This window comes from Maribacter sp. BPC-D8 (assembly GCF_035207705.1).
Classification (GTDB): domain Bacteria; phylum Bacteroidota; class Bacteroidia; order Flavobacteriales; family Flavobacteriaceae; genus Maribacter.
This window is the reverse complement of sequence record NZ_CP128187.1, coordinates 1,788,955-1,813,636: the sequence shown is the minus strand read 5'-3', so window position 1 is coordinate 1,813,636 and position 24,682 is coordinate 1,788,955. Positions and strand designations below refer to the sequence as shown.

20 protein-coding genes are annotated in these 24,682 nt (G+C 34.5%); 10 read left to right on the top strand and 10 right to left on the bottom strand.

What is annotated here, in order from left to right; genetic code table 11:
* Positions 1–46 precede the first annotated feature (46 nt).
* The 4 genes from prfB to QSV08_RS08200 all read right to left on the bottom strand — a co-directional run bounded on the left by prfB (position 47) and on the right by QSV08_RS08200 (position 4,513).
* Positions 47–1,148 (bottom strand): peptide chain release factor 2 gene (prfB, locus tag QSV08_RS08215; RefSeq protein WP_416382053.1). Its coding sequence is split into 2 segments (ribosomal slippage): positions 47–1,081 and positions 1,083–1,148, totalling 1,101 coding nucleotides; the frame shifts between segments, so codons are not numbered across the junction.
* A 64-nt stretch (positions 1,149–1,212) separates the two neighbouring features.
* The gene (locus tag QSV08_RS08210) at positions 1,213–2,064 is read right to left on the bottom strand and encodes a transglutaminase-like domain-containing protein (protein WP_324027914.1); all 852 of its coding nucleotides are present in this window, start codon (positions 2,062–2,064) and stop codon (positions 1,213–1,215) included.
* A 28-nt stretch (positions 2,065–2,092) separates the two neighbouring features.
* A complete protein-coding gene (locus QSV08_RS08205) occupies positions 2,093–3,040 on the bottom strand; it encodes an alpha-E domain-containing protein (RefSeq protein ID WP_324027913.1) in 948 nt (315 codons plus the stop codon).
* A gap of 9 nt (positions 3,041–3,049) precedes the next feature.
* Positions 3,050–4,513: a circularly permuted type 2 ATP-grasp protein gene (locus QSV08_RS08200; protein ID WP_324027912.1), complete on the bottom strand. Its 1,464-nt coding sequence runs from the start codon at positions 4,511–4,513 to the stop codon at positions 3,050–3,052.
* A 194-nt stretch (positions 4,514–4,707) separates the two neighbouring features.
* Here QSV08_RS08200 and QSV08_RS08195 point away from each other — a divergent pair, with 194 nt between their 5' ends.
* Together QSV08_RS08195 and QSV08_RS08190 are read left to right on the top strand one after the other, a co-directional pair.
* Positions 4,708–7,113 carry a zinc-dependent metalloprotease gene (locus tag QSV08_RS08195; RefSeq protein ID WP_324027911.1) on the top strand — a complete coding sequence of 802 codons (2,406 nt, stop codon included), beginning with the start codon at positions 4,708–4,710 and terminating at the stop codon, positions 7,111–7,113.
* A gap of 20 nt (positions 7,114–7,133) precedes the next feature.
* Positions 7,134–8,156 (top strand): threonine aldolase family protein, encoded by a 1,023-nt coding sequence (locus tag QSV08_RS08190; RefSeq protein WP_324027910.1) that lies wholly within the window; start codon positions 7,134–7,136, stop codon positions 8,154–8,156.
* Here the strand turns inward: QSV08_RS08190 and QSV08_RS08185 are convergent.
* Positions 8,149–8,463 (bottom strand): YegP family protein, encoded by a 315-nt coding sequence (locus QSV08_RS08185; RefSeq protein WP_324027909.1) that lies wholly within the window; start codon positions 8,461–8,463, stop codon positions 8,149–8,151. The genes QSV08_RS08190 and QSV08_RS08185 overlap by 8 nt on opposite strands.
* A gap of 191 nt (positions 8,464–8,654) precedes the next feature.
* On the opposite strand from QSV08_RS08185, the gene QSV08_RS08180 reads away from it, so the two are divergent.
* A complete protein-coding gene (locus tag QSV08_RS08180) occupies positions 8,655–9,755 on the top strand; it encodes an OmpA family protein (protein ID WP_324027908.1) in 1,101 nt (366 codons plus the stop codon).
* Positions 9,756–10,224: 469 nt separating this feature from the next.
* On the opposite strand, the gene QSV08_RS08175 is transcribed toward QSV08_RS08180, so the two are convergent.
* Positions 10,225–10,677 carry a thioredoxin family protein gene (locus tag QSV08_RS08175; protein ID WP_324027907.1) on the bottom strand — a complete coding sequence of 151 codons (453 nt, stop codon included), beginning with the start codon at positions 10,675–10,677 and terminating at the stop codon, positions 10,225–10,227.
* A 41-nt stretch (positions 10,678–10,718) separates the two neighbouring features.
* Positions 10,719–11,045, bottom strand: a complete 327-nt coding sequence (locus QSV08_RS08170; protein ID WP_324027906.1) for a YbaB/EbfC family nucleoid-associated protein — start codon at positions 11,043–11,045, stop codon at positions 10,719–10,721.
* A 126-nt stretch (positions 11,046–11,171) separates the two neighbouring features.
* Between QSV08_RS08170 and QSV08_RS08165 the strand changes: the two genes are divergently transcribed.
* From QSV08_RS08165 to QSV08_RS08155, 3 genes are all read left to right on the top strand, one after another.
* Positions 11,172–13,229, top strand: a complete 2,058-nt coding sequence (locus tag QSV08_RS08165; RefSeq protein WP_324027905.1) for a S9 family peptidase — start codon at positions 11,172–11,174, stop codon at positions 13,227–13,229.
* 79 nt (positions 13,230–13,308) lie between these two features.
* Positions 13,309–14,349 (top strand): PLP-dependent cysteine synthase family protein, encoded by a 1,041-nt coding sequence (locus QSV08_RS08160; RefSeq protein WP_324027904.1) that lies wholly within the window; start codon positions 13,309–13,311, stop codon positions 14,347–14,349.
* A gap of 120 nt (positions 14,350–14,469) precedes the next feature.
* A complete protein-coding gene (locus QSV08_RS08155) occupies positions 14,470–15,729 on the top strand; it encodes an aminotransferase class I/II-fold pyridoxal phosphate-dependent enzyme (RefSeq protein ID WP_324027903.1) in 1,260 nt (419 codons plus the stop codon).
* Between the two features lie 66 nt (positions 15,730–15,795).
* On the opposite strand, the gene QSV08_RS08150 is transcribed toward QSV08_RS08155, so the two are convergent.
* Positions 15,796–16,914: a GTP cyclohydrolase gene (locus QSV08_RS08150; protein ID WP_324027902.1), complete on the bottom strand. Its 1,119-nt coding sequence runs from the start codon at positions 16,912–16,914 to the stop codon at positions 15,796–15,798.
* An 88-nt stretch (positions 16,915–17,002) separates the two neighbouring features.
* Positions 17,003–18,088, bottom strand: coding sequence for a transporter (locus QSV08_RS08145; RefSeq protein ID WP_324027901.1), 1,086 nt, complete (start codon positions 18,086–18,088; stop codon positions 17,003–17,005).
* Between the two features lie 87 nt (positions 18,089–18,175).
* On the opposite strand from QSV08_RS08145, the gene QSV08_RS08140 reads away from it, so the two are divergent.
* From QSV08_RS08140 to QSV08_RS08125, 4 genes are read left to right on the top strand one after another with little or no spacing between them, the layout of a single operon-like run.
* On the top strand, positions 18,176–18,430 hold the full coding sequence (locus QSV08_RS08140) for a DUF4834 domain-containing protein (protein ID WP_073246489.1): 255 nt from the start codon (positions 18,176–18,178) through the stop codon (positions 18,428–18,430).
* Between the two features lie 32 nt (positions 18,431–18,462).
* On the top strand, positions 18,463–20,898 hold the full coding sequence (locus QSV08_RS08135; protein WP_324027900.1) for a YfhO family protein: 2,436 nt from the start codon (positions 18,463–18,465) through the stop codon (positions 20,896–20,898).
* Entirely contained in the window at positions 20,898–22,169 is a 1,272-nt protein-coding gene (locus tag QSV08_RS08130; protein WP_324027899.1) for a glycosyltransferase family 4 protein, read from the top strand. The genes QSV08_RS08135 and QSV08_RS08130 overlap by 1 nt, the downstream gene beginning before the upstream one ends.
* Entirely contained in the window at positions 22,169–23,623 is a 1,455-nt protein-coding gene (locus tag QSV08_RS08125) for a lipopolysaccharide biosynthesis protein (RefSeq protein ID WP_324027898.1), read from the top strand. Before QSV08_RS08130 ends, QSV08_RS08125 begins: the two co-directional genes overlap by 1 nt.
* On the opposite strand, the gene QSV08_RS08120 is transcribed toward QSV08_RS08125, so the two are convergent.
* A complete protein-coding gene (locus QSV08_RS08120; protein WP_324027897.1) occupies positions 23,624–24,661 on the bottom strand; it encodes an AI-2E family transporter in 1,038 nt (345 codons plus the stop codon). It lies immediately after the preceding gene.
* Positions 24,662–24,682: the final 21 nt, after the last annotated feature.

Here is a 24,682-nt window from a genome sequence, read left to right as displayed (position 1 = left end):
ACTAGAAATCCCAATTCATCAAATCAATGAATTGGGATATTCTATGTTATTCTTCATCTCTCTGACCCATCATCATTAGAAAGGCTTTAAGGAACTGATCAATATCGCCGTTCATTACATTGTCGACATTACCTGTTTCTTCACCTGTTCTTACATCTTTTATCAATTTGTATGGATGCATGACATAGTTTCTAATTTGTGAGCCCCATTCAATTTTCATTTTAGAAGACTCAATTTCTTGTCGTGCTTCCATTTTCTTACGCAGTTCTATCTCATACAATTGCGACTTTAGCATTTTCATTGCCGTTGCTCTATTGTCGTGTTGACTTCTACTATCTGAACAAGAAATTTGAATACCTGTAGGGTGGTGGGTCAATTGAACTTTGGTTTCTACCTTGTTCACATTCTGTCCACCGGCACCACTAGATCTAGCGGTTGTAATAGTTATATCAGCAGGATTCACATCTACCTCTATACTATCATCTACCAGCGGGTAAACATATACCGATGCGAAAGAAGTGTGCCTTTTGGCATTACTATCGAAAGGAGAAATTCGTACTAATCTATGTACGCCATTTTCACCTTTTAACCATCCGAAGGCATACTCACCATCAATTTCTAATGTAACGGTTTTAATACCGGCAACATCACCTTCTTGGTAGTTGAGTTCTTTAATCTTATAACCGTTCTTTTCAGCCCACATCATGTACATGCGCATAAGCATCGCTGCCCAATCACAACTTTCTGTTCCACCAGCTCCTGCAGTAATTTGAAGTACAGCTGGTAATTCATCACCTTCCTCAGAAAGCATATTCTTGAATTCCATCTTCTCTATGGTGCTCAAAGCCTTTTCGTATTGACTTTCAACTTCAGCTTCTGTAACTTCTCCTTCTTGATGAAATTCAATGAGTACTTCTAAATCTGCAATCAAAAGTTCTGCCGCGTTATAATCGTCTACCCATTGTTTTTTAGACTGGATAAACTTCATATGTGCCTGTGCTTCTTGAGGATTGTTCCAAAAATCAGGTGCCAAGGTTTTCTCTTGCTCGTTCTCTATTTCTATTAATTTGGCATCAATGTCAAAGATACCTCCTTAACGCACCAAGGCGATCTATAAGACCTTTGTAATGGTCCATATTAATATTCATACAATTCTATTTTGGGTAAAAATAATACTCTTTTAAATAAGGATGGAAGATATTTTAAGAATACCTATCGTTGGCTTGTAACAGTTACTGAATGTGTTGTCTTGTGCTTGCCATGCGAAAGGATTATACCTTTTAAAGGTGCGCAATCATTGTAGTCTTTGCCATGACAAACTTTTATATGGTTTGTATTGGCTAAAATATTGTTTGTAGGGTCAAAACCTTTCCATCCAATCTCTGGTACGAATGCCTCTGCCCATGCATGCATTTGAGAATCGCCCATGTAGCCACTTTCTTGATCTAGATAGCCAGAAACATATCTTGTTGGTACGCCGTTAATTCGCGCCAATGCAGAAAACAAATGAGCGAAATCTTGACAAACTCCCTTTTTCTTAGAAATAACATCTTTTAACGGTGTGTCTACTTCAGTTACACCAGTGGTGAACTTAATGTATTCAAAAACCCAATGATTTAATGCTTCAAGATTATCGAAAATGGAAATTGAAGTATTGAATTTAAATAGTTGCTGTCGTGCACTATCTAATGTTGTGAACGAAGTGAACTTTAAATAACGCTCGTGGGTTATCTTAAAATCTAAACTTTGCAGTTCGGTGTAGGCTGTTGAATTATCCGGATTTATATTAAAATTATACGGGTCAACTTCTTCCTTTTTGAATTTGAATTTAGCTTCGAAAGTAATTTTTTTAAATTTTTTCTTCGGATGTATGCGTAGGGTTTTAAAACCATACCCGTTTATAGATTCTTCAGTGTGGGCAAATAACGAGTTTTCGAACTCAATTTCGACCTCGTACTGACTTTCGTTTTCTACCGGAATTATTAAAAATTGCCAATGCGCATCATGCACCCAATCATCATATATATTCTCTGCATTATAGGTAATCTCAAATTCTCTCGGCATAAGAACAAATATACTTTATTTAACCCGTCTAATAGTTAAAAAATTCCTCATCTACCTTGTCGCTAATGTCCACAAGACTTTTAAGAATATTCTCTATAAATGATTTAATGTCCTTGTCTATTTCTTCAATATATTTAAACTCGTATTCAGATCTGACCCTGCCAATTAAAAAAGCAGTAGAATCTTTATTATAACGCTTTTCGGGATTAAGCATTTTTACATGCTGGTTTACCTCGTTTAAAGAGTTCATTACAGATCTAGGACAATTAGGGTTTAAAATTAAAAACTCTAACGTAGAGATGCTTGTTGGGGTCTTTTTATAGAATCTGCGCATCATATCATAAGATTCTGCACACTTCAATAAAGTAGTCCATTCAAAACTTTTGCTGAATCTATCGTTTTCACCATCTTGAGAAAGTAATGCATCGTTATATTTTGCATTGATCATTCTCGTAATTTGTGTGGCTCTCTCTATATTAATTCCCATTGAAATAACAGCATAGGTGGCATCATGTAAAAGTGTTCCTCTTATTTTACCTCTTAAAATATCTGTCATTTCTGCTACATGTGTAGTAAAATCATGCAGTCCGTTTTTAACGAATACTTCTTTAGGGTAGTTTACTACAAAATGATAAAATTTGTTGATGGCCTCGTATAGTTCTGTAGAAATAAGATCACGTGCGCTATTGGCGTTTTCTCTAGCAAATTTTATATTATTGATTATAGAGGCACCATACGTTGGGTCAAGCCCAATTTTATAAAGTACATCTTCTTCTTTTAAAAATTTTTCTGCATCCTTTTCAGGGTCACCTACCATGAATAACATGGAACGCAGAACGAACTGTCTATCTTGAGACTTTAGATTCGGTGCATCTAATGATGAAAAATAATTTACATTTAAATATCTTGCTACGTGTTCTGAACGTTCGATATAACGTCCCATCCAAAATAAGTTATTGGCTACTCTTGCTAACATATAGTTTCTTTATTTTTTTAGTACCCAAGTATCTTTTGATCCTCCGCCTTGAGATGAGTTTACAATTAAATTGCCTCTTTTTAAGGCTACACGGGTCAACCCTCCTTTTAAAACAAATTCCTTATCCTTTCCTAGAACAGTAAACGTTCTTAAATCTACATGTCTTTGTTCAAAAGATTCTGTATCATCTATATATGTAGGGTGTACAGATAATGACATAATAGGTTGAGCAACATATTTTCTAGGGCTCGCCTTTATTTCAGCTTTTACCTTTTCTATTTCAGCTTTTGTAAGTTTATTGCCTATCGAGATACCATAACCGCCAGCTTCATCAACTGGTTTAATAACAAGTTCATGAATATGTTCAAGAACATATTTTAATTCATCGGGTCTACTACAGTGGTAAGTCTGTACATTATTTAAAATAGGTTCTTCATCTAAATAGTACTTTATAATCTGTGGCATATAAGTGTACACTGCCTTATCATCTGCTACACCTGTACCAGGGGCATTTGCTAAAGTGACATTGCCTTTTTTATATGCAGCGAACAAGCCAGGTACGCCAAGAACAGAATCTGGGTTAAATTCTAAGGGATCAATAAATTGATCATCTATTCTGCGGTAAATAACATCGACTCTTTCTGGTCCTTTAATAGTTTTCATGTATACAAAATCGTTTTCTACAAAAAGATCACGACCTTCAACTAGTTCAACACCCATTGTTTTAGCTAAATATGAATGCTCATAAAATGCAGAGTTATACATACCAGGGGTAATGACCACTACAGTAGGTATATCTACTCCTTTAGGTTTAGCTGATTCTAAAAGCTCTAAAAGGTTTTCTGCGTAATTGGTAACTGTATGTGTTTGGTATTGATTGAATACCCCAAAAAGTGCTTTTTTAAGAGCAGTTCGGTTACATATAACATAGCTTACACCAGAGGGGCACCTAATATTATCTTCAAGAACATAATACTTACCGTCGTTATGTTTAATAACATCTGTACCTGAAATATGATTATAAATTCCGCCAGGCGGATTTACTCCGTTCATTTGATCCAAGTAATTCGCAGAAGATGTTATAAGGTCTATAGGTACTACTTTATCTTTTAAAATTTTCTTGTCATGATAAATATCCCATAGAAATAAATTCAAAGCTTTACTTCTTTGTATAGATCCACGTTCTATAATGTCCCATTCTACCGGGTCAATTATTCGAGGAAATAAATCGAAGGGAAAAATCTTCTCTTGTACATTATTATCACCATATACTTGAAAAGTAATTCCTTGATTAAAAAAAGAAGACTTGGCTTTATTGTTTAATGAGACATAATCAATAATCGAATGTTCACCATAAAGCTTAAAGAGTTTTTGGTACACCTCCTTGATTTTTCCGTCCTTATCATAGATTTCATCATATAAATCTGGATTTCTCTGATAAGAAGAAAAAATTTGATTCTCAATGTTGGTCATAGATTTTCTTTTGTTAAAAGGTACATGATAAAAAGCAATAAACAAATGACATTTTTATAATAATCGATAGTATTTTTCTTTATTCTGTAATTATTCGATAGCTTTTTTAACAAGTATGGTATTTATAATTTAGTTAGGTCCTCTTGTTTTACATTCATTAGTTTTTCTATACTTTTAAGCAAAACTTATAGATAATGAGAAAGAATTACGCACTTCTGGTTGGGTTGGTATTACTATCCTTTAATATGCTATCAGCACAGTTTAGTGATCAAAAGAAAAATTTTGTCAAGTACGAAGGTCTTTATGATTTTTATTATGATGGCGATACCGACAAAATTTATTTAGAAGTTGATAATTTAAATGAAGAGTTTTTATATGTCTACTCATTAAGTAGTGGTATCGGTAGCAATGATATTGGTTTAGATCGTGGTCAATTAGGTAATGAACAAGTTGTCTTTTTTAAGAAAGCAGGTAACAAGCTATTGTTGGTTCAGCCGAATATGAAGTATAGGGCGATTACCGATAATGAATTAGAACGTAAATCTGTAGAGCAGGCTTTTGCTAAATCAGTTTTATTCGGTTTCCCTATAGTAGAAGAGAAAAGTGGTACGTATGTTATTGATATCACAGATTTTTTAATGCAAGATGCCCATGGTGTGTCCAGCCGTTTAAAAAGAACAGAGCAAGGTTCGTATAGCTTAGATAAATCAAAAAGTGCATTTGCTCTTGATAGAACTAAAGCATTCCCTAAAAATGTAGAATTTGATGTTACCATGACTTTTAAGGGTGAAGCTAAAGGTGGTTATATAAGAAGTGTTGCACCAAATGCTAATTTGGTTACGGTGGCAGAACATCATTCTTTTATTGAGTTGCCAGATGATAAATATGAAAAACGTGTGTTTGACCCTAGATCAGGATCTTCTCCTTTTAATTATTATGATTATGCGACTCCCGTTGAGTCAAATATTTTAAAGCAATTTATAAGAAGACACCGCTTAGAGAAAAAAGATCCTACAGCAGCGGTTAGCGAAGCGGTTGAGCCAATTATTTATTATTTAGATAATGGTACTCCAGAGCCGGTACGTTCTGCTCTTTTAGAAGGTGGTCGTTGGTGGAACCAAGCTTTTGAGGCAATTGGTTATAAAGATGCATTTCAATTAAAAATGTTACCTGACGATGCCGATCCTTTAGATGTGCGTTATAATGTAATACAATGGGTGCACCGTTCAACGAGAGGGTGGAGCTATGGTAGTAGTATTACCGACCCAAGAACTGGAGAGATAATGAAAGGTCATGTAAGTTTAGGTAGTTTAAGAATTCGTCAAGATTTTTTAATTGCCCAAGCATTAATGAATAAGCCTTTTGCAGAAAGAGATGATAACTACCAACCAATGTTAGAAATGGCAATTGCTCGTATTCGTCAGCTGTCAGCTCATGAAATCGGGCACACCTTGGGTTTTGCGCATAACTATGCGGCGAGTACCACTGATAAATCATCGGTAATGGATTATCCGCATCCGCAGTTTTCATTAATAAATGGTGAAGTTGATTTTGCAAAAGCCTATGAAGTCGGAATAGGGGATTGGGATAAGGTAACAGTGGCTTATTCATATCAGAATTTTAATGAAGAAAATGAGAAAGAAGGTCTGAACAAAATTTTAGATAAAGCCAAGGCTGATGGACTCCGTTATATTACAGATCAAGATGCACGACCACAAGGTAGTGCACATGTATTGGCTCATTTATGGGATAATGGTACTAATGTTAGTAAAGAATTAGATGATATGCTGAAGCTGCGTAAAGTGGCTATAGCAAATTTTTCTGCAGATAATATTCAAGATGGTACGCCTTATTCGGTTTTAGAAGATGTATTTGTACCACTTTATTTCTTTCATAGATATCAGACGGAAGGTGTAGCAAAGGTTGTAGGAGGATTAGAATATAACTATGCCATAAAAGGTGACGGACAAGAAGTTGTTGCTATTGCAGATAAAGCGATGCAAGAAGAAGCTTTAAAAGTTGTTTTAAAAACTTTAGATGCAAATGAAATTGCAATACCTAAAGATAAATTAAGCTTGTTTCCGCCACGTGCTTTTGGTACGCCAAGAACAAGAGAATCTATTAATGGTAAAACAGGGGTTTCTTTTGATGCATTGTCAGCTGTTGAAACTGCATCAGATATGACGTTGACGTTTTTATTGCATCCAGAGAAAGCATCAAGGCTTATTCAGCAAAAAGCAGTTGCTACCGATAATGTAGGTTTAGATGAGGTTTTAGATAAATTGATTGCAGCGACTATTAATAAGAAGCAGAAAGATGCTTATTTGAACGAAGCCCAGACCATCATTAATTTTAGAGTGTTATTTCATATAATGAATTTGGCGGGTCATACCAATGTGCATCCGCAGGTAAATGCTATTGCATCTCAAAAATTAAAAGAGTTGAGTTTTCAATTGGTTAAAGATTCAGGGTCAAATGCAATTAGTGCAGAAATGGTGAAAAGAATTAAAACATTTGGTGAGCATCCAGAATTATTCAAAGTGATACCTTCGCCTAAGATTCCTGATGGTTCGCCAATCGGAATGAGTTGTTTTCATTAATTCAATTTTTACAATTTTTTATGCTAATTAATCTTATCAGTGATACGGTAACAAAACCTACGCCAGGCATGTTAGATGCTATGATGTCTGCAGCGGTTGGTGACGATGTATTTAAAGAAGACCCAACAGTAAATGCTTTAGAAGAAAAAGCTGCCAAACTTTTCGGAATGGAATCTGCGTTGTTTTTTCCTAGCGGTACTATGACTAACCAGACTGCTATAAAATTACATACACAGCCAGGCGAACAATTGATTTGCGATAAATATGCTCATGTATATAATTATGAGGGTGGCGGAGTCAGTTTTAATAGTGGTGTTTCCTGTAGATTGGTAGATGGTGATAGAGGTACTATGACGGCTGCTCAGGTTGAGTCGGTTATTAATCCGCCAGATTTTTATCATAGTCCGCTTACTACATTAGTATGTGTTGAGAATACCGCAAATAAAGGTGGTGGTACCTGTTGGGATTTTCAAGAGCTTCAGAAAATAAGAAAAGTCTGTGATGATCATAAATTAGGATATCATCTAGATGGTGCCCGTTTATGGAATGCTATGGTTGAAAAGAATGAAACAGCATTACAATATGGCCAATTATTCGATACTATTAGCGTCTGCTTAAGTAAAGGTTTGGGTTGCCCAGTAGGTTCTTTACTAATAGGTACAAAAGAACATATGGACAAAGCGCTTCGTATTCGTAAAATATTTGGTGGTGGTATGCGCCAGTCTGGCTTTTTGGCTGCCGCAGCGATATATGCCTTAGATAATAATGTTGATAGATTGGCAGAAGATCATAAAAAGGCAAAGGAGATTGGAAAGGCGTTGGCATCAAAATCTTTTATAAAAAAGGTGGAGCCTATAGAGACCAATATTGTCATTTTTGAAATAGACGAATCTTTTATGACCAGTGATCAGTTTGTAAATACCTTAAAAGAAAAAGATATTTTAATCATTGGTATGGGTCAGGGTAAATTGAGAATGGTGACCCATTTAGATTATACAGATAACATGCACGAAGAATTATTGAAGCAATTAGCAGCTATATAATACCTAGGTCGATACTGTTAGAAATATTCAAAATTCCATTTTCCATACCGGCTTCAGAGGAGTAAAGTCCGCTGGAGCCAATTATTTTTCCCGATGAATTTTTTAATTCTACTAAAAATTTTCCGTCGGTATTTGTTCTGCGTTCAAAGAATTTACCGTTAGCATTTTTCAATGCTTTTATATCTTTTATGGTGTTATCTAATTCGTTCTCAGTGCTGAACGATACACTCTCTAACAGAATACTACCATTGTCAGACTTTAAACTAAACTGATAAAACCCATCTTCCTTCTTGTCAATTTTAATCATATCAATAAAGATAATTAATATTTTCTCTGGTTTTTAGTGACCTTTCAAATAATACTGTGTCTAAACTATTGAGAGGTTAACTCATTAACTTATGATTAAGAAAAAGCTTACAAAAAGTAAGGCGTTTCTTATTGAGATGTTAAAATATTAACATAAATTGCCAAATATTAACTATTTAAATCCTTATCAAAATGAAAAAAGTATTATTCCTAGCAGTTGCATTTTCAGCTTCTTTTGCAATGGCACAAGATTTGCCGTCAAATCCAGAACCTGGTAAATGTTACGTTCGTTGTACAACTCCAGATGTTTATGTGAACGAGTCAAGTACAATTACAACAAATCCGTCTTACAAGATTTTAAAAACGGTTCCTGCTACATTTAAGACAATTACAGAACGTGTATTAGTGAGAGAAGAAGAAAAAGTACTAACAGTAGTTCCTGCTAAGTGGGGAACAGAAACTGTAACGTATGTATCTAAAGGAGGTGGAAATTCTTTACAGGTGATCCCTGCTTCTTTTTCTCCTAGCACACAAACATTAGAAATAAAGCCAGCCTATGCACAATGGGAATTAGGAGTTGCTGCTCCTGATTGTGAGTCAGGTAACCCTGATGATTGTAGATACTGGTGTTATAAAGGGTATCCTGCACAATTTGAGACAGTTTCAACTCAAGTTCTTGCAAATGCTGCTTCTACTACAACTTCTCCAATAGGTTCTAAAAATGGATCTTACACTAAATCAGTATTAATTTCTCCTGCACAAGTTGTTGAGAAAATTATTCCTGCTGAGTACAGAGAAATTACTAAAACAGTTTTAGATAAAGATGCTTACACATCTGAAGAATTGATTCCTGCTAAGACTACTACTATCTCTAAAGAGGTATTAAAAGAAAAAGGTGGATTAACTACTTGGAAAGAAGTAGAGTGTGCATTAGTTGAGTACCAAGCTTTACCTATTAACTGGGAGTCTGGTAGCGCAACATTAACTTCTGAGGCAAAAAGTATTATCGATAACAGATTATTACCTGTATTAGCTCAAAACCCTGGTGTTAAAGTTGAATTAGCTTCTCATACAGATTCTCAAGGTGGTGCTGCATCTAACCAAAACCTTTCTGAAAGAAGAGCTAAGGCGGTTGCAGATTACTTAATCACTAAAGGTGTTAACTCTAGTCTTTTAGTAGCTAACGGTTACGGTGAAACTAAATTATTAAACAGATGTAGCGATGGTGTTTCTTGTACTGCAAGAGAGCACGCAGCTAACAGAAGAACTCAATTTAGATTAATTAATAACTAGTAAATAGTTTATTTAGTAAAAAAGGGCTTACTTAAAGTAAGCCCTTTTTTTATGCTTAAAACTCACTGCTATTTGTATATATCCAAGTCTGTTAGGTCTAAGGATTGGTGTTTAGTGTGGCTGTTTTTAATGTTAGTGCTACTAGATTTAATAAGGTTGTCGCTGATTTTAAAGAGAAATAATATCTTCTTCTTCTTCTTCTTCTTCTTCTTCTAATTTTCTACTAAGCAATTGCTAGTCCTGCTTTTTATATCATATGTGTTGAGGTATTAAAGCCGCAAAGGGTTACGTACACTAATAACTGTAGTTGTTAAATAGTAAGGGTGTTACTGCTGAGGTTATCTATTTAACTGTAAATGCTAGTTATGTAAACACCATGTATTATGTAACTTTAATTATGTAGAAGTATATAAAAATAAAAAGGGCTTACATTATGTAAGCCCTTTTCTGTATCGGTAATTATTTAAAATTATTTGTTCTTTTCTAAGAGTTTAAGATGAGAATCTATAACCCCGTTCATGCTATAACCAGATAATTTATCTAATTCATTTCCTTTAGAATCTATTACCTTAAACATCGGAAATACCTTTTTCTTATTCAACTTGGTCAACAATTCTTTGTTATGAACCATTTGCTTCTCTGATATTAAATCTCTATTTCTAGGAACATCAACATATAAAAGAATGTAATTATTTGATAATTCTTGAAATTCGTTCGTATCGAATAAATCGGTCTTTAGCATTTTACAAGGCGGACACCAGTCGCTACCTGTAAAATATACTAGTACATTTTTATGTTGCTTTTTCGCTTTAGAAATAGCAGAATCATAATTGGTAAGCCATTTTGAATCATCTACACTATTAAAATCTGCTTGCGCAGAAGCTACTAGTGGAATCATGAATAATAGTATAATATACTTCATAATTAATATTTAAAAGGTTAACTACAAATAACTAGCCAATCTTACTTAAATAACGAATCCATACCAGGAATATTGGGCATTCCGTCTTTAGCGACAGCTGCTAATTCGGTTTCGTTAACATTAGTTGCGTTTTTTATAGCCTTATTTAAAGTTAGTATTAAATAGTCTTCTAATTGCTCTTTGTCTTGTAAAAGACTGTCATCTATTACTATTTTCTTAATTTCTCGGTTTGCAGTTATGGTAACTGTTATGGTGCCGTCATTAGACTTTTCTTCTAATGTTACGGTATCTAATCTTTTTTTAGTTTCTTCTACTTTTTTTTGGGTCTCTTTAAGTTTTCCCATCATACCCATCATATCTCCAAACATAATATCATTTTTAGATTTAGGTTGTAAAAGTACTAAAAATAGGAGTATTTCAGTTTTTCATCCTAATAAAACGGGGGTCTATGAATTAGTCTTATTTTTGCCCTCTTATTTAATAAAGAAGTTTATATGGCTCTTAAGCATCCGCCAAAGGCGAAAAAAGTTCCCAAAGAATTAGTTAAACATGATGATGTTCGTTTAGATAATTATTATTGGCTAAATGATAAAGAGAATAAAGATGTTATTTCGTATTTAGAGGCAGAGAATACGTATTATGATTCTTTAACAAAACATACCAAAGATTTTCAAGTGTCTCTTTTTCAAGAAATGAAGGGTAGAATTAAAGAAGACGATTCTTCGGTGCCTTATAAACTAAATGGTTATTGGTACAGTACCCGTTACGTAATAGGAGGGGAGTACCCATTATATTCTAGATTTAAGCAAAACTTAGAGGCTACTGAAGAAATTATATTCAATTGTAATGATATGGCTAAAGGTCATGACTATTTTAGTCTTGGTGGTATAGCTATTAGTCCTGATAATAAATTGGCAGCCTTTGGTGTTGATACGGTATCTAGAAGGCAATATACACTTCAAATAAAAGATCTTGAAACAGGTCTAATTTTAGATGATAAAATAGAGAATACTACCGGTGGTGGTGTTTGGGCGAATGATAACAAAACGCTTTTTTATACGCGTAAAGACCCTGTTACGTTGCGTTCAGATAAAATTTACAAGCATAAACTAGGTACACCGACGTCTGAGGATGTTTTAATTTTTCATGAAGAGGACGATACCTTTAGCACATTTGTATACCGGACCAAATCTAAAAAGTATTTGGTAATAGGCTCATTTAGTACTTTAACTTCTGAATTTCAAATTCTTTCTACGGATAATCCTGATGGAGAGTTTGAAGTATTCTCACCTAGAGAAAGAGGTTTAGAGTATACTATTTTTCATTATGAGGATAACTTCTATATTTTAACGAATAAGGATAAAGCAGAGAATTTTAAGCTGATGCGTACTTCTGAAGAGAAAACTTCTTCTGAGCATTGGCAAGAATTTATTGCCCATCGTGAAGAGGTGCTCTTAGAGGATATCGATATTTTTAAAGAATACTATGTGCTCTCTGAACGTGAAAACGGACTAAATAAAATTAGAATTATCAGGTGGGATGGTAGCGGAGAGTATTTTTTACCTTTTAAAAGTGAAACATACACAGCTTATGTAGGTAGTAATCCTGATTTTGATACGGAGATTTTGAGATACTCCTATAACTCTATGTCAACACCTAGTTCTGTTATTGATTTTAATATGCGAACTAAGGCAAAGGAAATCAAAAAGGAACAAGAGGTACTTGGTGGTCTATTTGATAAAGACAATTATAAAGAAGAGCGTTTATGGGCAACGGCAAGAGATGGTGTAAAAGTACCAATGTCGCTTGTATACAGAAAAGATACTGTTTTAGATGAAAATACGCCCATTTTGCAATATGCATATGGATCGTACGGATCAACAATAGACCCTTATTTTTCTACCGTTAGGTTGAGTTTGCTAGATCGCGGATTTGTATTTGCCATTGCTCATATTAGAGGAGGGGAATACTTGGGGCGTAGATGGTACGAGACTGGCAAGTTGTTGAAAAAGAAAAACACGTTTACAGATTTTATCGATTGTTCTAAATTTTTAATAGCACAAAAAATGACAAGTGCCAATCATTTATATGCCATGGGTGGTTCGGCAGGCGGCTTGTTAATGGGAGCAATTATAAATATGCAGCCAGATATTTATAACGGTGTAATAGCTGCAGTGCCTTTTGTAGATGTAGTAACGACAATGTTAGATGATTCTATACCACTTACTACTGGCGAATATGATGAATGGGGTAACCCGAACGAAAAAGAATATTACGATTATATGAAATCGTATTCTCCTTATGATAATGTTATTGCTCAAGAATACCCGAATATGTTAGTAACAACAGGCTTACATGATTCTCAAGTGCAATATTTTGAACCTGCAAAATGGGTCGCTAAACTAAGAGAGTTAAAAACTGATAACCATATATTACTAATGAATACCAACATGGAAGCAGGTCATGGTGGTGCTTCAGGTAGGTTTGAGTCTCTACGTGAGGTAGCTAAAGAATATGCATTTCTTTTAGATTTAGAAGGAAAAATCGCATAGTGGAAAAAAATCAGTAAATTTGCATCAGAAATTTTAACAAATTTCGTTCATATATTAATTAAACATTGATATCCCCCTTATGAAAAATGAGATCAGGGCTTACAACAATATTTTAGAACTAGTTGGTAATACACCACTAGTTAAATTAAATAGAATAGCAGAAAACCTTACCGGTAATTTTTACGCGAAGGTAGAAGCATTCAATCCAGGACACTCTTCTAAAGATAGAATTGCGATTCATATTATTGAGCAGGCAGAGAAAGCAGGTATTCTTGTCGAAGGCAGCACAATAATAGAAACTACTTCAGGTAATACGGGGTTTAGTATTGCAATGGCAAGTATCATTAAAGGGTACGATTGCATACTAGCAGTTAGTTCTAAATCATCTCCAGATAAAATAGATATGCTTCGCTCTATGGGCGCTAAAGTATATGTATGTCCGGCGCACGTTAGTGCAGATGATCCAAGATCGTACTATGAGGTTGCCAAGAGATTACACAAAGAAACTAAAGGATCCATATATATTAATCAGTATTTCAATAAGCTGAATATGGAAGCGCATTATAAATCTACCGGTCCTGAGATATGGGAACAAACTGGCGGACAAATAACGCACCTTATTGCTTGTAGTGGTACAGGTGGTACTATTTCTGGTACAGCTCGTTTCTTAAAAGAACAAAACCCGAATATTAAAGTTATCGGTGTTGATGCTTTTGGTTCTGTATTAAAGAAATATCACGAAACTGGTAAATTAGATGCTAGCGAAATCTATCCGTATAGAATAGAAGGTTTGGGTAAAAATCTTATTCCTGGAGCAACAGATTTTAGTGCTATAGATGAGTTTATAAAGGTTACCGATGCAGAAAGTGCACATACAGCTAGAGAAATTTCTAAAACAGAAGGTATTTTTGTTGGGTATACGAGTGGTGCGGTAATGCAAGCTATTAAGCAACTTGATGCACTAAATACATTTGACGAAAATAGCAACGTTGTATGTATTTTTCCAGATCATGGTTCTCGCTATATGAGTAAAATATATAGTGACCAGTGGATGGAGGATCAAGGATTCTTGAATACTGAAACAGTTGAAGAGGCACAAGAGATTCAATATATTAAGTAAAAATATATACAATATAGTATTAAATAAAGAGTGGGTTTATAACCCACTTTTTTGCATTATAAATAATTTATGAATTTTTATCAAAATTATTTACTTTTGCAGACAGATCCAAATTAAACAATGAAAGACTTATTTGATAGAATTTTAGCGAATAAAGGCCCTTTAGGTAAATGGGCTTCACAAGCAGAGGGATACTTTGTGTTTCCTAAGTTGGAAGGTCCTATTTCTAATAGAATGAAATTTCAGGGGAAAGATGTTATCACCTGGAGTATTAATGACTATTTAGGTTTAGCAAATCTTCCAGAGATAAAGAAGGTTGATGGTGAGGCTGCAGCTGAATATGGTTCTGCGTACCCAATGGGGGCGAGAATGATGAGTGGTCATACGGAATTCCATGAGCAATTAGAGCAAGAATGTGCTGCTTTTGTAGAGAAAGAGGCTTCTTATTTATTGAATTTTGGTTACCAGGGCTTTATGTCGGTTATTGATGCTCTTGTTACTAAAGATGATATAATCGTTTATGACGTAGATTGTCACGCCTGTATTATTGATGGTGTACGTTTACATATGGGTAAGCGTTTTACATTTGTACATAACAATACAGAAAGTTTAATTAAGAATTTAGAGCGTGCTACTAAAATGGCCGAGCAAACTGGTGGAGGTATTTTAGTTATCTCTGAAGGTGTTTTTGGTATGCGAGGAGAGCAAGGCATTCTTAAAGAGATTGTTGCTCTTAAAGAGCAGTTTACCTTTCGTCTTTTAGTTGATGATGCCCATGGTTTTGGTACTTTAGGTAAAACAGGTGCTGGTGCAGGTCAAGAACAAGGTGTACAAGACGGTATAGACGTTTACTTGGCTACTTTCGCTAAGTCTATGGCTAGTATTGGTGCATTTGTCGCTGCTGATCAAGAAATTATAGATTATTTAAAATACAACCTACGTTCTCAAATGTTCGCTAAATCATTACCAATGGTTTATGTAAAAGGAGCATTGAAACGTTTAGATATGTTACGTACGCAGCCAGAGCTTAAAGCTAAACTTTGGGAGAATACAAATGCGTTACAAAACGGATTAAAAGAAAAAGGATTCGATATTGGTACAACAACAAGTTGTGTAACACCAGTATACCTTAACGGTAGTATTCCTGAGGCAATGGCGTTAGTTAAAGATTTACGTGAAAATCACGGAATTTTCTGTTCTATCGTTGTTTACCCAGTAATACCTAAGGGATTAATTCTTTTACGTTTAATACCAACCGCTACACATACATTACAAGATGTAGAGGAGACTTTAACGGCGTTCTCTGCAATTCGTGAGCGTTTGCAAAATGGTACTTACAAAAGATTATCAGCAGCAGTAGCTGCAGCAATGGGAGAATGATATCTCATTAAAGTATATTAAAAAAGCCCGAAATCATTTGATTTCGGGCTTTTTATTTGTGCTTAGTTAAAGAGACTTTCTATACGTTCTTCTTCTCTTATATACTACTGGGTCAAAGTGTTTCCACATTTGCTTGATTGCCAAGTTTTCTTCCAGTTCGGGAGTTCTGTAACACATATCAATACCTTTCTCATTGAATGTTTTGTGATATTCATTGAATATCACTGCGGTAACTCCTTTGTTTTGATATTCGGGGTCTATGCCTATCAAATAGAAAATAACGTCTTTACTATTCTTCTTTGCCTTTAGTAAGTGGATTAAGCCAAACGGAAATAACTTTCCCTTGGCTTTTTGTAGTGCTTCTGAAAATGATGGCATCACAATCGCAAAGGCAATTAGCTTATCATTTTTATCTTTTACAAACTTTATATATTCAGGATTTATAAAGCTGATGTATTTTTTCTTGAAGTAAGCTTTCTGTATTTCTGTAATAGGTACAAATGAAGAAAGGTTAGCATATGTTGCATTAAAGAGGTCGAACATTTCGTCTGCCATAGGCATCACCTCTTTTGTCTTGGTGAAATTTACTTCTTTAAGTCCGTAGCGTTTTTTTACCAAATCATTTAACCTGCTAAATAAAGCCGGATCGGCATTTTTTGCAGGGAACTTATTTTCCATGTATTCCTTTTCTTTTACAAAGCCCAAATTTTCGTAATGACTTTGATAGTACGAATGGTTGTACCAAGTAATCATGGTGCCAATATGGTCGAAACCTTCTACTAGAACTCCAACCTTATCTAGATTTGAGAATCCAACAGGGCCTTCCATGTATTCTAGGCTGTGTTCTTTGCCTATTTCGGCAACTTTGTCTAAAAGTGCTTTTGAAACTGCTGGGTCATCAATAAAATCGAACCATCCAAAACGCATTTTCTTTACGTTTTGTTGATTGATTTCTAGGTGATTGATAACTGCAGCTACACGACCTACAATTTTATCTCCGTCTTTGGCTAGAAAGAACCATGCTTCGGCATCTTTAAATACCGGATTTTTATCTTTATCAAAGCTTTCTAGCTCATCATTGATAATGGGCGGTACCCAATACTTGTTGTTTTTATATAGCGAAAACGGAAAGGTTACAAAGCGTTTTAAGTCTTGCTTTGTTTTAGCTTCATGTAGTGTGATCATTGAACTTCTTTAGAAGTGCCAATATTAGTGATATTAATCAACAAATTAAAGTGGTTGAGAATGAAAAATGGGGTAGAGTAGTGCTTCGTTAAAAGTCTATCTCGCTACTCTCTTTCTTTTTCTTCTTTTCTGCCTTCTTTAATTTTTTAAGTTGCTTTTTAGAAGGTCCAAGGTCGATATCTTCAGCACCGCTTCCTTTTTCTTTATCTTCCTTCTTTTTCTTTTTCATTGCCTTCTTATCAATAGCTCCACCATTTTGGTCAGCCTCTTGATCTTCAATTGCTTTTAGGCTGTCTTTATGAAAATCCATTCTGTAAGAGGCACCTATTCCAAAGAAAATACGGGTTGGAGTGTTTTTTAAACTAGCACCCATATTAAAATCTAATTGTAGATTTTCTTTAAGTAAATGTGCGATACCACCACGAATTAATAAATCAGAATAACGATCGCTATTTATACCTTGGTGCTCAACAAAAACACTCCATTTAGGGTTTCTAAAGGCGTGCGATAATGAAATGGTATAACTTAATTCTGGATCATCTGTTGTGATACGATCATATGCTGTATTAGTAATTAACACAAACCTTGGTGTTAATCTACTTTGGGTAGCAATCATACCTCGGTAAGATATTGTTGGTTCGCCGATGTAAAACGGATTGTCACCTAATACAAAATTGGCACCACCGTAAAGTGATACAGCAGGCAAAAGATTTTTCAATTGAAATTTGTTATTCGCTCTCCAGCTATACAAATTTGGCTTATTTGCTTCAGGGTTTTTAAATGGATCATAAACAAGAAACTTTAATCCTAATCTATTTCTAGAAAAATCTCTACGCTTTGCGGCTAAGTCGAAATTTAAATAAGTAAGGTTCTGGTCTTGAAAAGTACCTTCGTAATTCAGTTCTAGTTTTTCAAATAGTAATCCGTAACGCAAAGAAATATCGGTTCCCCAAATATTAGATTCCGTATTTAATAGCGTATGATCTTTCTGCTCGTAAAACAAGCCCATTTCTGCTTGTACCACGTTTTTACCAACGGCATAGGCACTTACAGAAACTCCAGGTCTGTTAGAGTTAATAACATCTGTGTACTGAGAAATAGCTACAAATGGTAGAAGAAAAATGAAGGTTAATACGTATTGATATGATTTAGAGTAGGCAAAAAGACTATTCATGAACACGATTTTATAATTATTTTAATAGTATGATTCTTTATATACAACGTGATAATTGTATTTTTGATATATCTTAAGTAAGAATAAATGGCTTTTTTAAAAACTATATTAATTATTCTTTTGGTGTATTACTTGCTAAAATTTTTGGCGAAGTTATTTGCGCCGAAAATATTGAACTACGCCGCCAAGAAAACCGAATCTCATTTTAGAGAAGCTTTTGATAATCAACGCCCTTTTAATCAAGAGGAAGAAGAAAGTGTTATTATCAATAAAAAACCATCTCGTAAAAAGAACGATTCTGAAAAAGTAGGTGAATACATTGACTTTGAAGAGCTAGACTAGTTATCTTTGTCAAAACACTACTTATTTAGCAAATGAAGCAAGGCTTAAAATTCTTTTTCATCCATTTTTTTGTTGTCGTATTTTTTATCATTGCTGCATTAGCATATTTCAGCCCGGTACTACAGGGTAAAGTAATGTACCAGCATGATATCGCCCAATATACGGGTATGGCAAAGGAGCAGAACGATTTCAGAAAATCTAATGATCAAGAACCGTATTGGACAAATAGTGCATTCGGTGGTATGCCAACATACCAATTGGGGGCAAATTATCCACACAACTATATTAAAAAATTAGACCGTTTAATTCGGTTTTTACCAAGACCTGCAGATTATCTATTTCTGTATTTTATAGGTTTTTATATCCTTCTTTGTTGTCTTAAGGTCGATTATAGATTAGCTGTAGTAGGTGCTTTGGCCTTTGGTTTTTCTACATACCTTATTATTATTTTAGGTGCCGGGCATAATGCAAAAGCACACGCTGTTGCATATTTACCCGTGTTATTGGCAGGTATAGTACTCGTTTTTAGAAAAAAATATCTCTGGGGCTTTGTTTTGACAGCGCTGGCAATGGCTCTTGAAATTACCGCCAACCACTATCAAATGACCTATTACTTTATGTTACTGGTGCTAATTTTGGGCGTGGTATATTTGGTGTATGCGATAAGAGATAAGCAATTAAAACATTTTTTTACATCTGTTGGTTTATTATTATTAGCAGTTACATTAGGTATTGCTGCCAATGCTACAGGGTTAATGGCGACAAAAGAGTATGCTGATTGGAGTACTCGTGGTAAAAGTGAATTGACCATAAACCCAGATGGTTCGCTAAAAGAAGATACTGGCGGATTGAGTAAAGCGTATATTACAAATTGGAGTTACGGTATTACAGAATCCTTAAACCTATTTGTGCCAAGACTTTTTGGTGGTGCAAGTCAAGAGAATTTAGGTGAGAATTCTAAATCTTATAATTATTTAATCGATAAGGGCTTGGCGAGATCAAGTGCTTTAGATTTTGTTAGTGGTTTGCCTTTGTATTGGGGTGAACAACCCGGTACATCTGGTCCGGCATATTTAGGTGCGGTTATTTTCTTTCTATTTATTTTAGGATTATTCTTAGTTAAAGGCAAGCATAAATGGTGGTTGCTTTTCGGGTCATTGATGTCTTTAGTATTATCATGGGGTAAAAACTTTAGTACCCTAACCGATTTCATGATAGACTATTTTCCTTTATACGATAAATTTAGGGCGGTATCCTCTATACAAATCGTATTAGAACTTTGTGTACCTGTATTGGCAATTTTAGCTTTAAAGAAATTATTTAAGGATAAAGTTCCGCAAGCGGATAAAATGAAATCTTTAACCATTGCAGCAGCAATTGTTTTAGGGTTAGGTATTGTTTTATTCATATTTAAGGGTGCTTTCCACTTTGTAGGTGTCAATGATGATAATCTAAGAATGACCGGTCTAGAAGAATTGCCAGAAATGCTTCGTTTAGATCGTAAGAGTGTTTACACGAGCGATTTGTTACGCTCATTAGGTTTTGCTCTTGGTACAGCGTTATTGATTTGGTTGTATTTAAAAGAGAAATTGAAAATGAACCTTTTGATAATTGCAATCGGTTTGTTGGTTGTGGTTGATTTAGTAGGTGTGGATTTACGATATGTAAATAATGACAATTTTGTGTCTAAACGTAAAATGTTAGAGCCTTTTAAAGAAACTACAGCAGATAAAATAATTGCTAAAGATGACGGAGTATTTCGTGTTTTTGATCAAACGGACGGATTCGATTCGGCTAAAACAGCATATTTTCATCAAAGTATAACGGGCTATCACGCTGCTAAACCTGCCGGTATGCAAGACTTGTTCAATTTTCATGTCTATAATGGCAACTTGTCGGTTTTAAATATGATGAATATTAAATATGTGATTAGGCAAGATCAAGAGGGAAATGCTTTTCCTATTGAAAACCCCAATGCTAATGGTAATGCTTGGTTTGTTTCTCAATTACAACCGGTAGCAAATGCCAATGAAGAAATAATGGCATTAGATAGTTTAGATACTAAGAATGTGGCGGTTGTCAATTCTTCTAAATTTTCTGACATATATCCATTAACTTATCAAGTTGATTCTACGGCTTCAATTGCTTTAATTGATTATGAGCCGAATCATTTAACATACACATCTGAAAATAGTAATGAAGGCGTTGCTGTATTTTCAGAGATGTATTATGAGAATGGATGGAACGCTTATATCGATGGAAAAGAAAGCGATTACTTTAAAGTGGATTACGTACTAAGAGCCCTTAAAATTCCTTCAGGTGAACATAAGGTAGAATTTAAATTTGAACCGGAAGTAGTCGTAACAGGAAGCAAAATCACCTTAGCGAGTACTATTTTATTAGGACTAGTTATTGTTGGCGGATTTGGTTTCTCTTTTTGGAGGTCTAAAAAAGAAGAGGAAGCATAATGAGAAAGGTGCTGGTCATTACTTATTATTGGCCACCTGCTGGCGGACCGGGAGTTCAACGTTGGTTAAAGTTTGTAAAATACTTTAGAGACTTTGGTATTGAACCGGTACTTTATATTCCTGAGAATCCTCATTACCCGCTGTTAGATGAATCTTTTTTACAGGATATTCCCAATGATTTAAAAATCTATAAGCATCCTATAAAAGAGCCATATCGTATTGCGGCGATATTTTCCAGTAAGAAAACAAAGCGTATTAGTTCTGGAATTATTCAAACTAAAAATCAGTCCTTTTTAGAGAAAGCTCTTTTGTGGATTAGGGGTAATCTGTTTATACCAGATGCAAGAAAGTTCTGGGTAAAACCTTCTGTTAGTTTTTTAAAAGTTGTTTTAGAAAAAGAGGATATAGATACCATAATTACTACGGGTCCTCCGCATAGTGTACACCTAATTGGATATTATTTAAAACAAGCTAAAACATTAAACTGGATTGCAGATTTTCGTGATCCATGGACAACGATAGGGTATCATAAAAAACTAAAGTTGACATCATCTGCAGAAAAGAAACATAAGCAGTTAGAGTCTGATGTTTTAAACGCTGCCGACAAAATAATAGTTACTAGTACTACTACGAAACAAGAGTTTCAGCATATTACTCATCAGCCTATAAAAGTCATTACAAACGGATTTGACGGTGTTATTGCAACCAGCGATAAACTAGATTCTAAATTTACTATTGCTCATATAGGGTCATTGTTAAGTGGTAGAAACCCTAAGAGCCTTTGGAAGGTATTGTCAGACTTAGTGAATGAAAATATTGAATTTAAGAATGCTTTGCAATTACGGTTTATAGGTGTGGTTAGTGAAGAAATACTGGCATCACTCGCTGAGTTAGGTTTGCAAGATTTTATTGAAATAGTCGGTTATGTTTCGCATCAAGATGCGCTAGCATACCAAAAGTCTTCACAAGTTTTATTATTGGTAGAAATAGACTCTCAAGATACTATTGGGATCATACCTGGTAAGTTATTTGAATACATGGCGGCAAAGCGTCCTATTTTAGGTGTAGGGCCTGTAAATTGGGAAGTTGCTGGTATCGTTAACGAAACCGAAACAGGTAGAATATTTGACTATGCTGATGATATTGCGTTGAAAAATGTACTTTTAAGTTGGTTTCAAGATTATCAGAAAGGAGAATTACAAATAAGCTCTGGTAGTATTGAGCAATACAGTAGAAGGGAACTCACCCGAAAATTGGTCGAATATATTTAATGGGTATCGTACTAAAACAATCGTTGAATAATACAATTGTAACCTATTTTGGTTTTGCAATTGGGGCAGCGAATACCTTGTTTTTGTATACCAATTTTATGCAGCCAAGTAATTACGGATTAATACAGGTAATCTTATCTGTATCAGCTGTGCTAACGCCTATTTTAGCATTTGGTGTACCAAATAGCTTAGTTAAATTCTACTCTAGTTTTAAAAATGAAAAAAGTCAAGATTCTTTTTTAACCTTAATGCTATTACTGCCTTTAGTGTTAATTATACCAGTAGCATTAATAAGCTATGTAGCTAATGACGCTATCGGTAATTTACTTTCAAGACAGAACGGTATCGTTCGAGATTATGTATGGCATATCTTTTTAGTAGGTATGGCGATGGCATACTTTGAGGTTTTTTATGCTTGGGCGAGAATTAGAATGAAATCTATGTTCGGCAATTTTATGAAAGAGATTTTTTGTAGAATTGGTCAAACTATTTTATTGCTCCTTTTATATTTAAAAATCATTGATATTGAATTTTTTATCAACGCCTTGGTCGGTTTTTACTTAGTGCGAACCCTAATTATGAAACTGTATGCGTATTCTTTACGTAAGCCAAAATTAAATTTTACACCACTACAAAATTGGAAAACTATTGTAAAATATAGTGCCCTAATAATATTAGGTGGTTCTACTGCAATTGTACTTATGGAGGTAGATAAGGTAATGCTGAACAACTTTCTAGAATTGGAGAATGTCGCCTTTTATGCCGTTGCTGGTTTTATAGCATCTACTATTGCGGTGCCTTCAAAATCTATGCATCAAATAACGTACCCACTAACAGCTACTTATTTGAATAATAAGGATACTTCTGCACTTTCTCAACTATATCAAAAAAGTTCATTAACCTTGTTTATAGTCTCCGGACTTCTTTTTTTGCTGATATTATTAAACTTAAATGAACTGTATGAGCTGCTACCAGATAAGTATGCAGGCGGATTCATGATTGTCTTTTGGGTGGGTTTGGTAAAAGTATATGATGCGCTTTTGGGTAATAATAATGCTATCTTATTCAATTCAGATTATTACCGTTCTATTTTGTTTTTCGGAGTGTTATTGGCGGTATTGGCTATACTATTCAATCTTTGGTTAATTCCGAAGTATGGTATCGACGGGGCTGCTATTGCTAGTTTTAGTGCTTTCTTTATTTACAATACACTAAAATTAGGATACGTAAAATCGAAATTTAAAATGCTACCATTTACCAATGAAACTTTAAAAGTGCTTGCTTTATTAATAGTAGTTGGCGCTATTTTCTCAACCTTTTCATTTTCTTTTCATCCTATAATTAACATAGCGCTCAAAAGTATTCTTATGACTGTTTTCTATGTTGGCGTTCTTTATCGTTTTAAAATATCTGAAGATGTGTACGGATTTCTAAGTAAATACTTAAGGAGGTAATTACATTTCAGCTACTTTTTGTTTATTCGGTTTTTGAATACCATATTGTTGCTTGTAAATTTTTACGATTATTAAGAATAGATTTATAATTAACGGACCAAAAATCAATCCAACAAATCCGAATAACGGAATACCAATTAAAACTCCTATCAAGGTTACCAAAGGGTGGGTGCTATCTAACTTTTTAAGTACAAATAGTCGAATGAGATTATCGGTCATACCCACTACTAAAATTCCGTATAATAGAATTCCCCAAGCTTGAAAATCGTCTCCACTAGCCAGCGTTAATACAAATACAGGGAAAATACCTATGAATGTTCCTATAAACGGAATCATAGATCCTATGGTTACGATTACAAACCAAAAAAGCGGATTCTCTACTCCGAATATATAAAAACCAATAAGAGCTATAATTCCCTGAGCTATTGCTACTAAAGGTATAGCAATCGCATTAGATCGAACGACGCTATCTATTTCTTTACCCAGCGTAACAAGATTTTTATTACTTAATGGAATATATTCTAGTAAAGATTCTTTTAGTTGTTTCGGACTCTTTAGCATGTAATAAAGTAGAAATAGTAGAATACCCAATGAAATGAAAATATTAAAAGTGCCACTTGCAAAACCAGAAAGGTTATCGGTTAACCAGCCAGAAGCTTGTTCAGGGTCAATTGCAGAAGAAACATCATATTGTACATATTTTTCTACTTGTGAAAGTTGACTTTTAAAGGCTTTGGTTACTTGTTCAGATTTATCTGCAAAATCTCCTAATTGTGAACTTAACATAAAACCTGCGCCGGTTAATGGAATAAAAATACCAATGAAAGCAGCGAATATTAATAACATGGCTGCCCAAGATCTTTTTAATCCCTTATTGATTAGTTTCAACATCCACTTTCTTAGAACTACATATAATGTGAGTGCACCAAGTACACCAGAAATGTATGGTAACATGTATTTTATAATCAATCCGCCTAGAAAAATAATTAAGGCTAGTATGATTAGCTGTCTAAGGATTTTGTGGTTTATCTTTTTCATTAAGGTTGTTTCTATAGCAGT

Coding starts and splice junctions, on each gene's coding strand:
- QSV08_RS08210 (WP_324027914.1), bottom strand. CDS start 2,064: ATGCCGAGAGAATTTGAGATTACCTATAATGCAGAGAATATATATGAT.
- QSV08_RS08205 (WP_324027913.1), bottom strand. CDS start 3,040: ATGTTAGCAAGAGTAGCCAATAACTTATTTTGGATGGGACGTTATATC.
- QSV08_RS08200 (WP_324027912.1), bottom strand. CDS start 4,513: ATGACCAACATTGAGAATCAAATTTTTTCTTCTTATCAGAGAAATCCA.
- QSV08_RS08195 (WP_324027911.1), top strand. CDS start 4,708: ATGAGAAAGAATTACGCACTTCTGGTTGGGTTGGTATTACTATCCTTT.
- QSV08_RS08190 (WP_324027910.1), top strand. CDS start 7,134: ATGCTAATTAATCTTATCAGTGATACGGTAACAAAACCTACGCCAGGC.
- QSV08_RS08185 (WP_324027909.1), bottom strand. CDS start 8,463: ATGATTAAAATTGACAAGAAGGAAGATGGGTTTTATCAGTTTAGTTTA.
- QSV08_RS08180 (WP_324027908.1), top strand. CDS start 8,655: ATGAAAAAAGTATTATTCCTAGCAGTTGCATTTTCAGCTTCTTTTGCA.
- QSV08_RS08175 (WP_324027907.1), bottom strand. CDS start 10,677: ATGAAGTATATTATACTATTATTCATGATTCCACTAGTAGCTTCTGCG.
- QSV08_RS08170 (WP_324027906.1), bottom strand. CDS start 11,045: ATGTTTGGAGATATGATGGGTATGATGGGAAAACTTAAAGAGACCCAA.
- QSV08_RS08165 (WP_324027905.1), top strand. CDS start 11,172: ATGGCTCTTAAGCATCCGCCAAAGGCGAAAAAAGTTCCCAAAGAATTA.
- QSV08_RS08160 (WP_324027904.1), top strand. CDS start 13,309: ATGAAAAATGAGATCAGGGCTTACAACAATATTTTAGAACTAGTTGGT.
- QSV08_RS08155 (WP_324027903.1), top strand. CDS start 14,470: ATGAAAGACTTATTTGATAGAATTTTAGCGAATAAAGGCCCTTTAGGT.
- QSV08_RS08150 (WP_324027902.1), bottom strand. CDS start 16,914: ATGATCACACTACATGAAGCTAAAACAAAGCAAGACTTAAAACGCTTT.
- QSV08_RS08145 (WP_324027901.1), bottom strand. CDS start 18,088: ATGAATAGTCTTTTTGCCTACTCTAAATCATATCAATACGTATTAACC.
- QSV08_RS08140 (WP_073246489.1), top strand. CDS start 18,176: ATGGCTTTTTTAAAAACTATATTAATTATTCTTTTGGTGTATTACTTG.
- QSV08_RS08135 (WP_324027900.1), top strand. CDS start 18,463: ATGAAGCAAGGCTTAAAATTCTTTTTCATCCATTTTTTTGTTGTCGTA.
- QSV08_RS08130 (WP_324027899.1), top strand. CDS start 20,898: ATGAGAAAGGTGCTGGTCATTACTTATTATTGGCCACCTGCTGGCGGA.
- QSV08_RS08125 (WP_324027898.1), top strand. CDS start 22,169: ATGGGTATCGTACTAAAACAATCGTTGAATAATACAATTGTAACCTAT.
- QSV08_RS08120 (WP_324027897.1), bottom strand. CDS start 24,661: ATGAAAAAGATAAACCACAAAATCCTTAGACAGCTAATCATACTAGCC.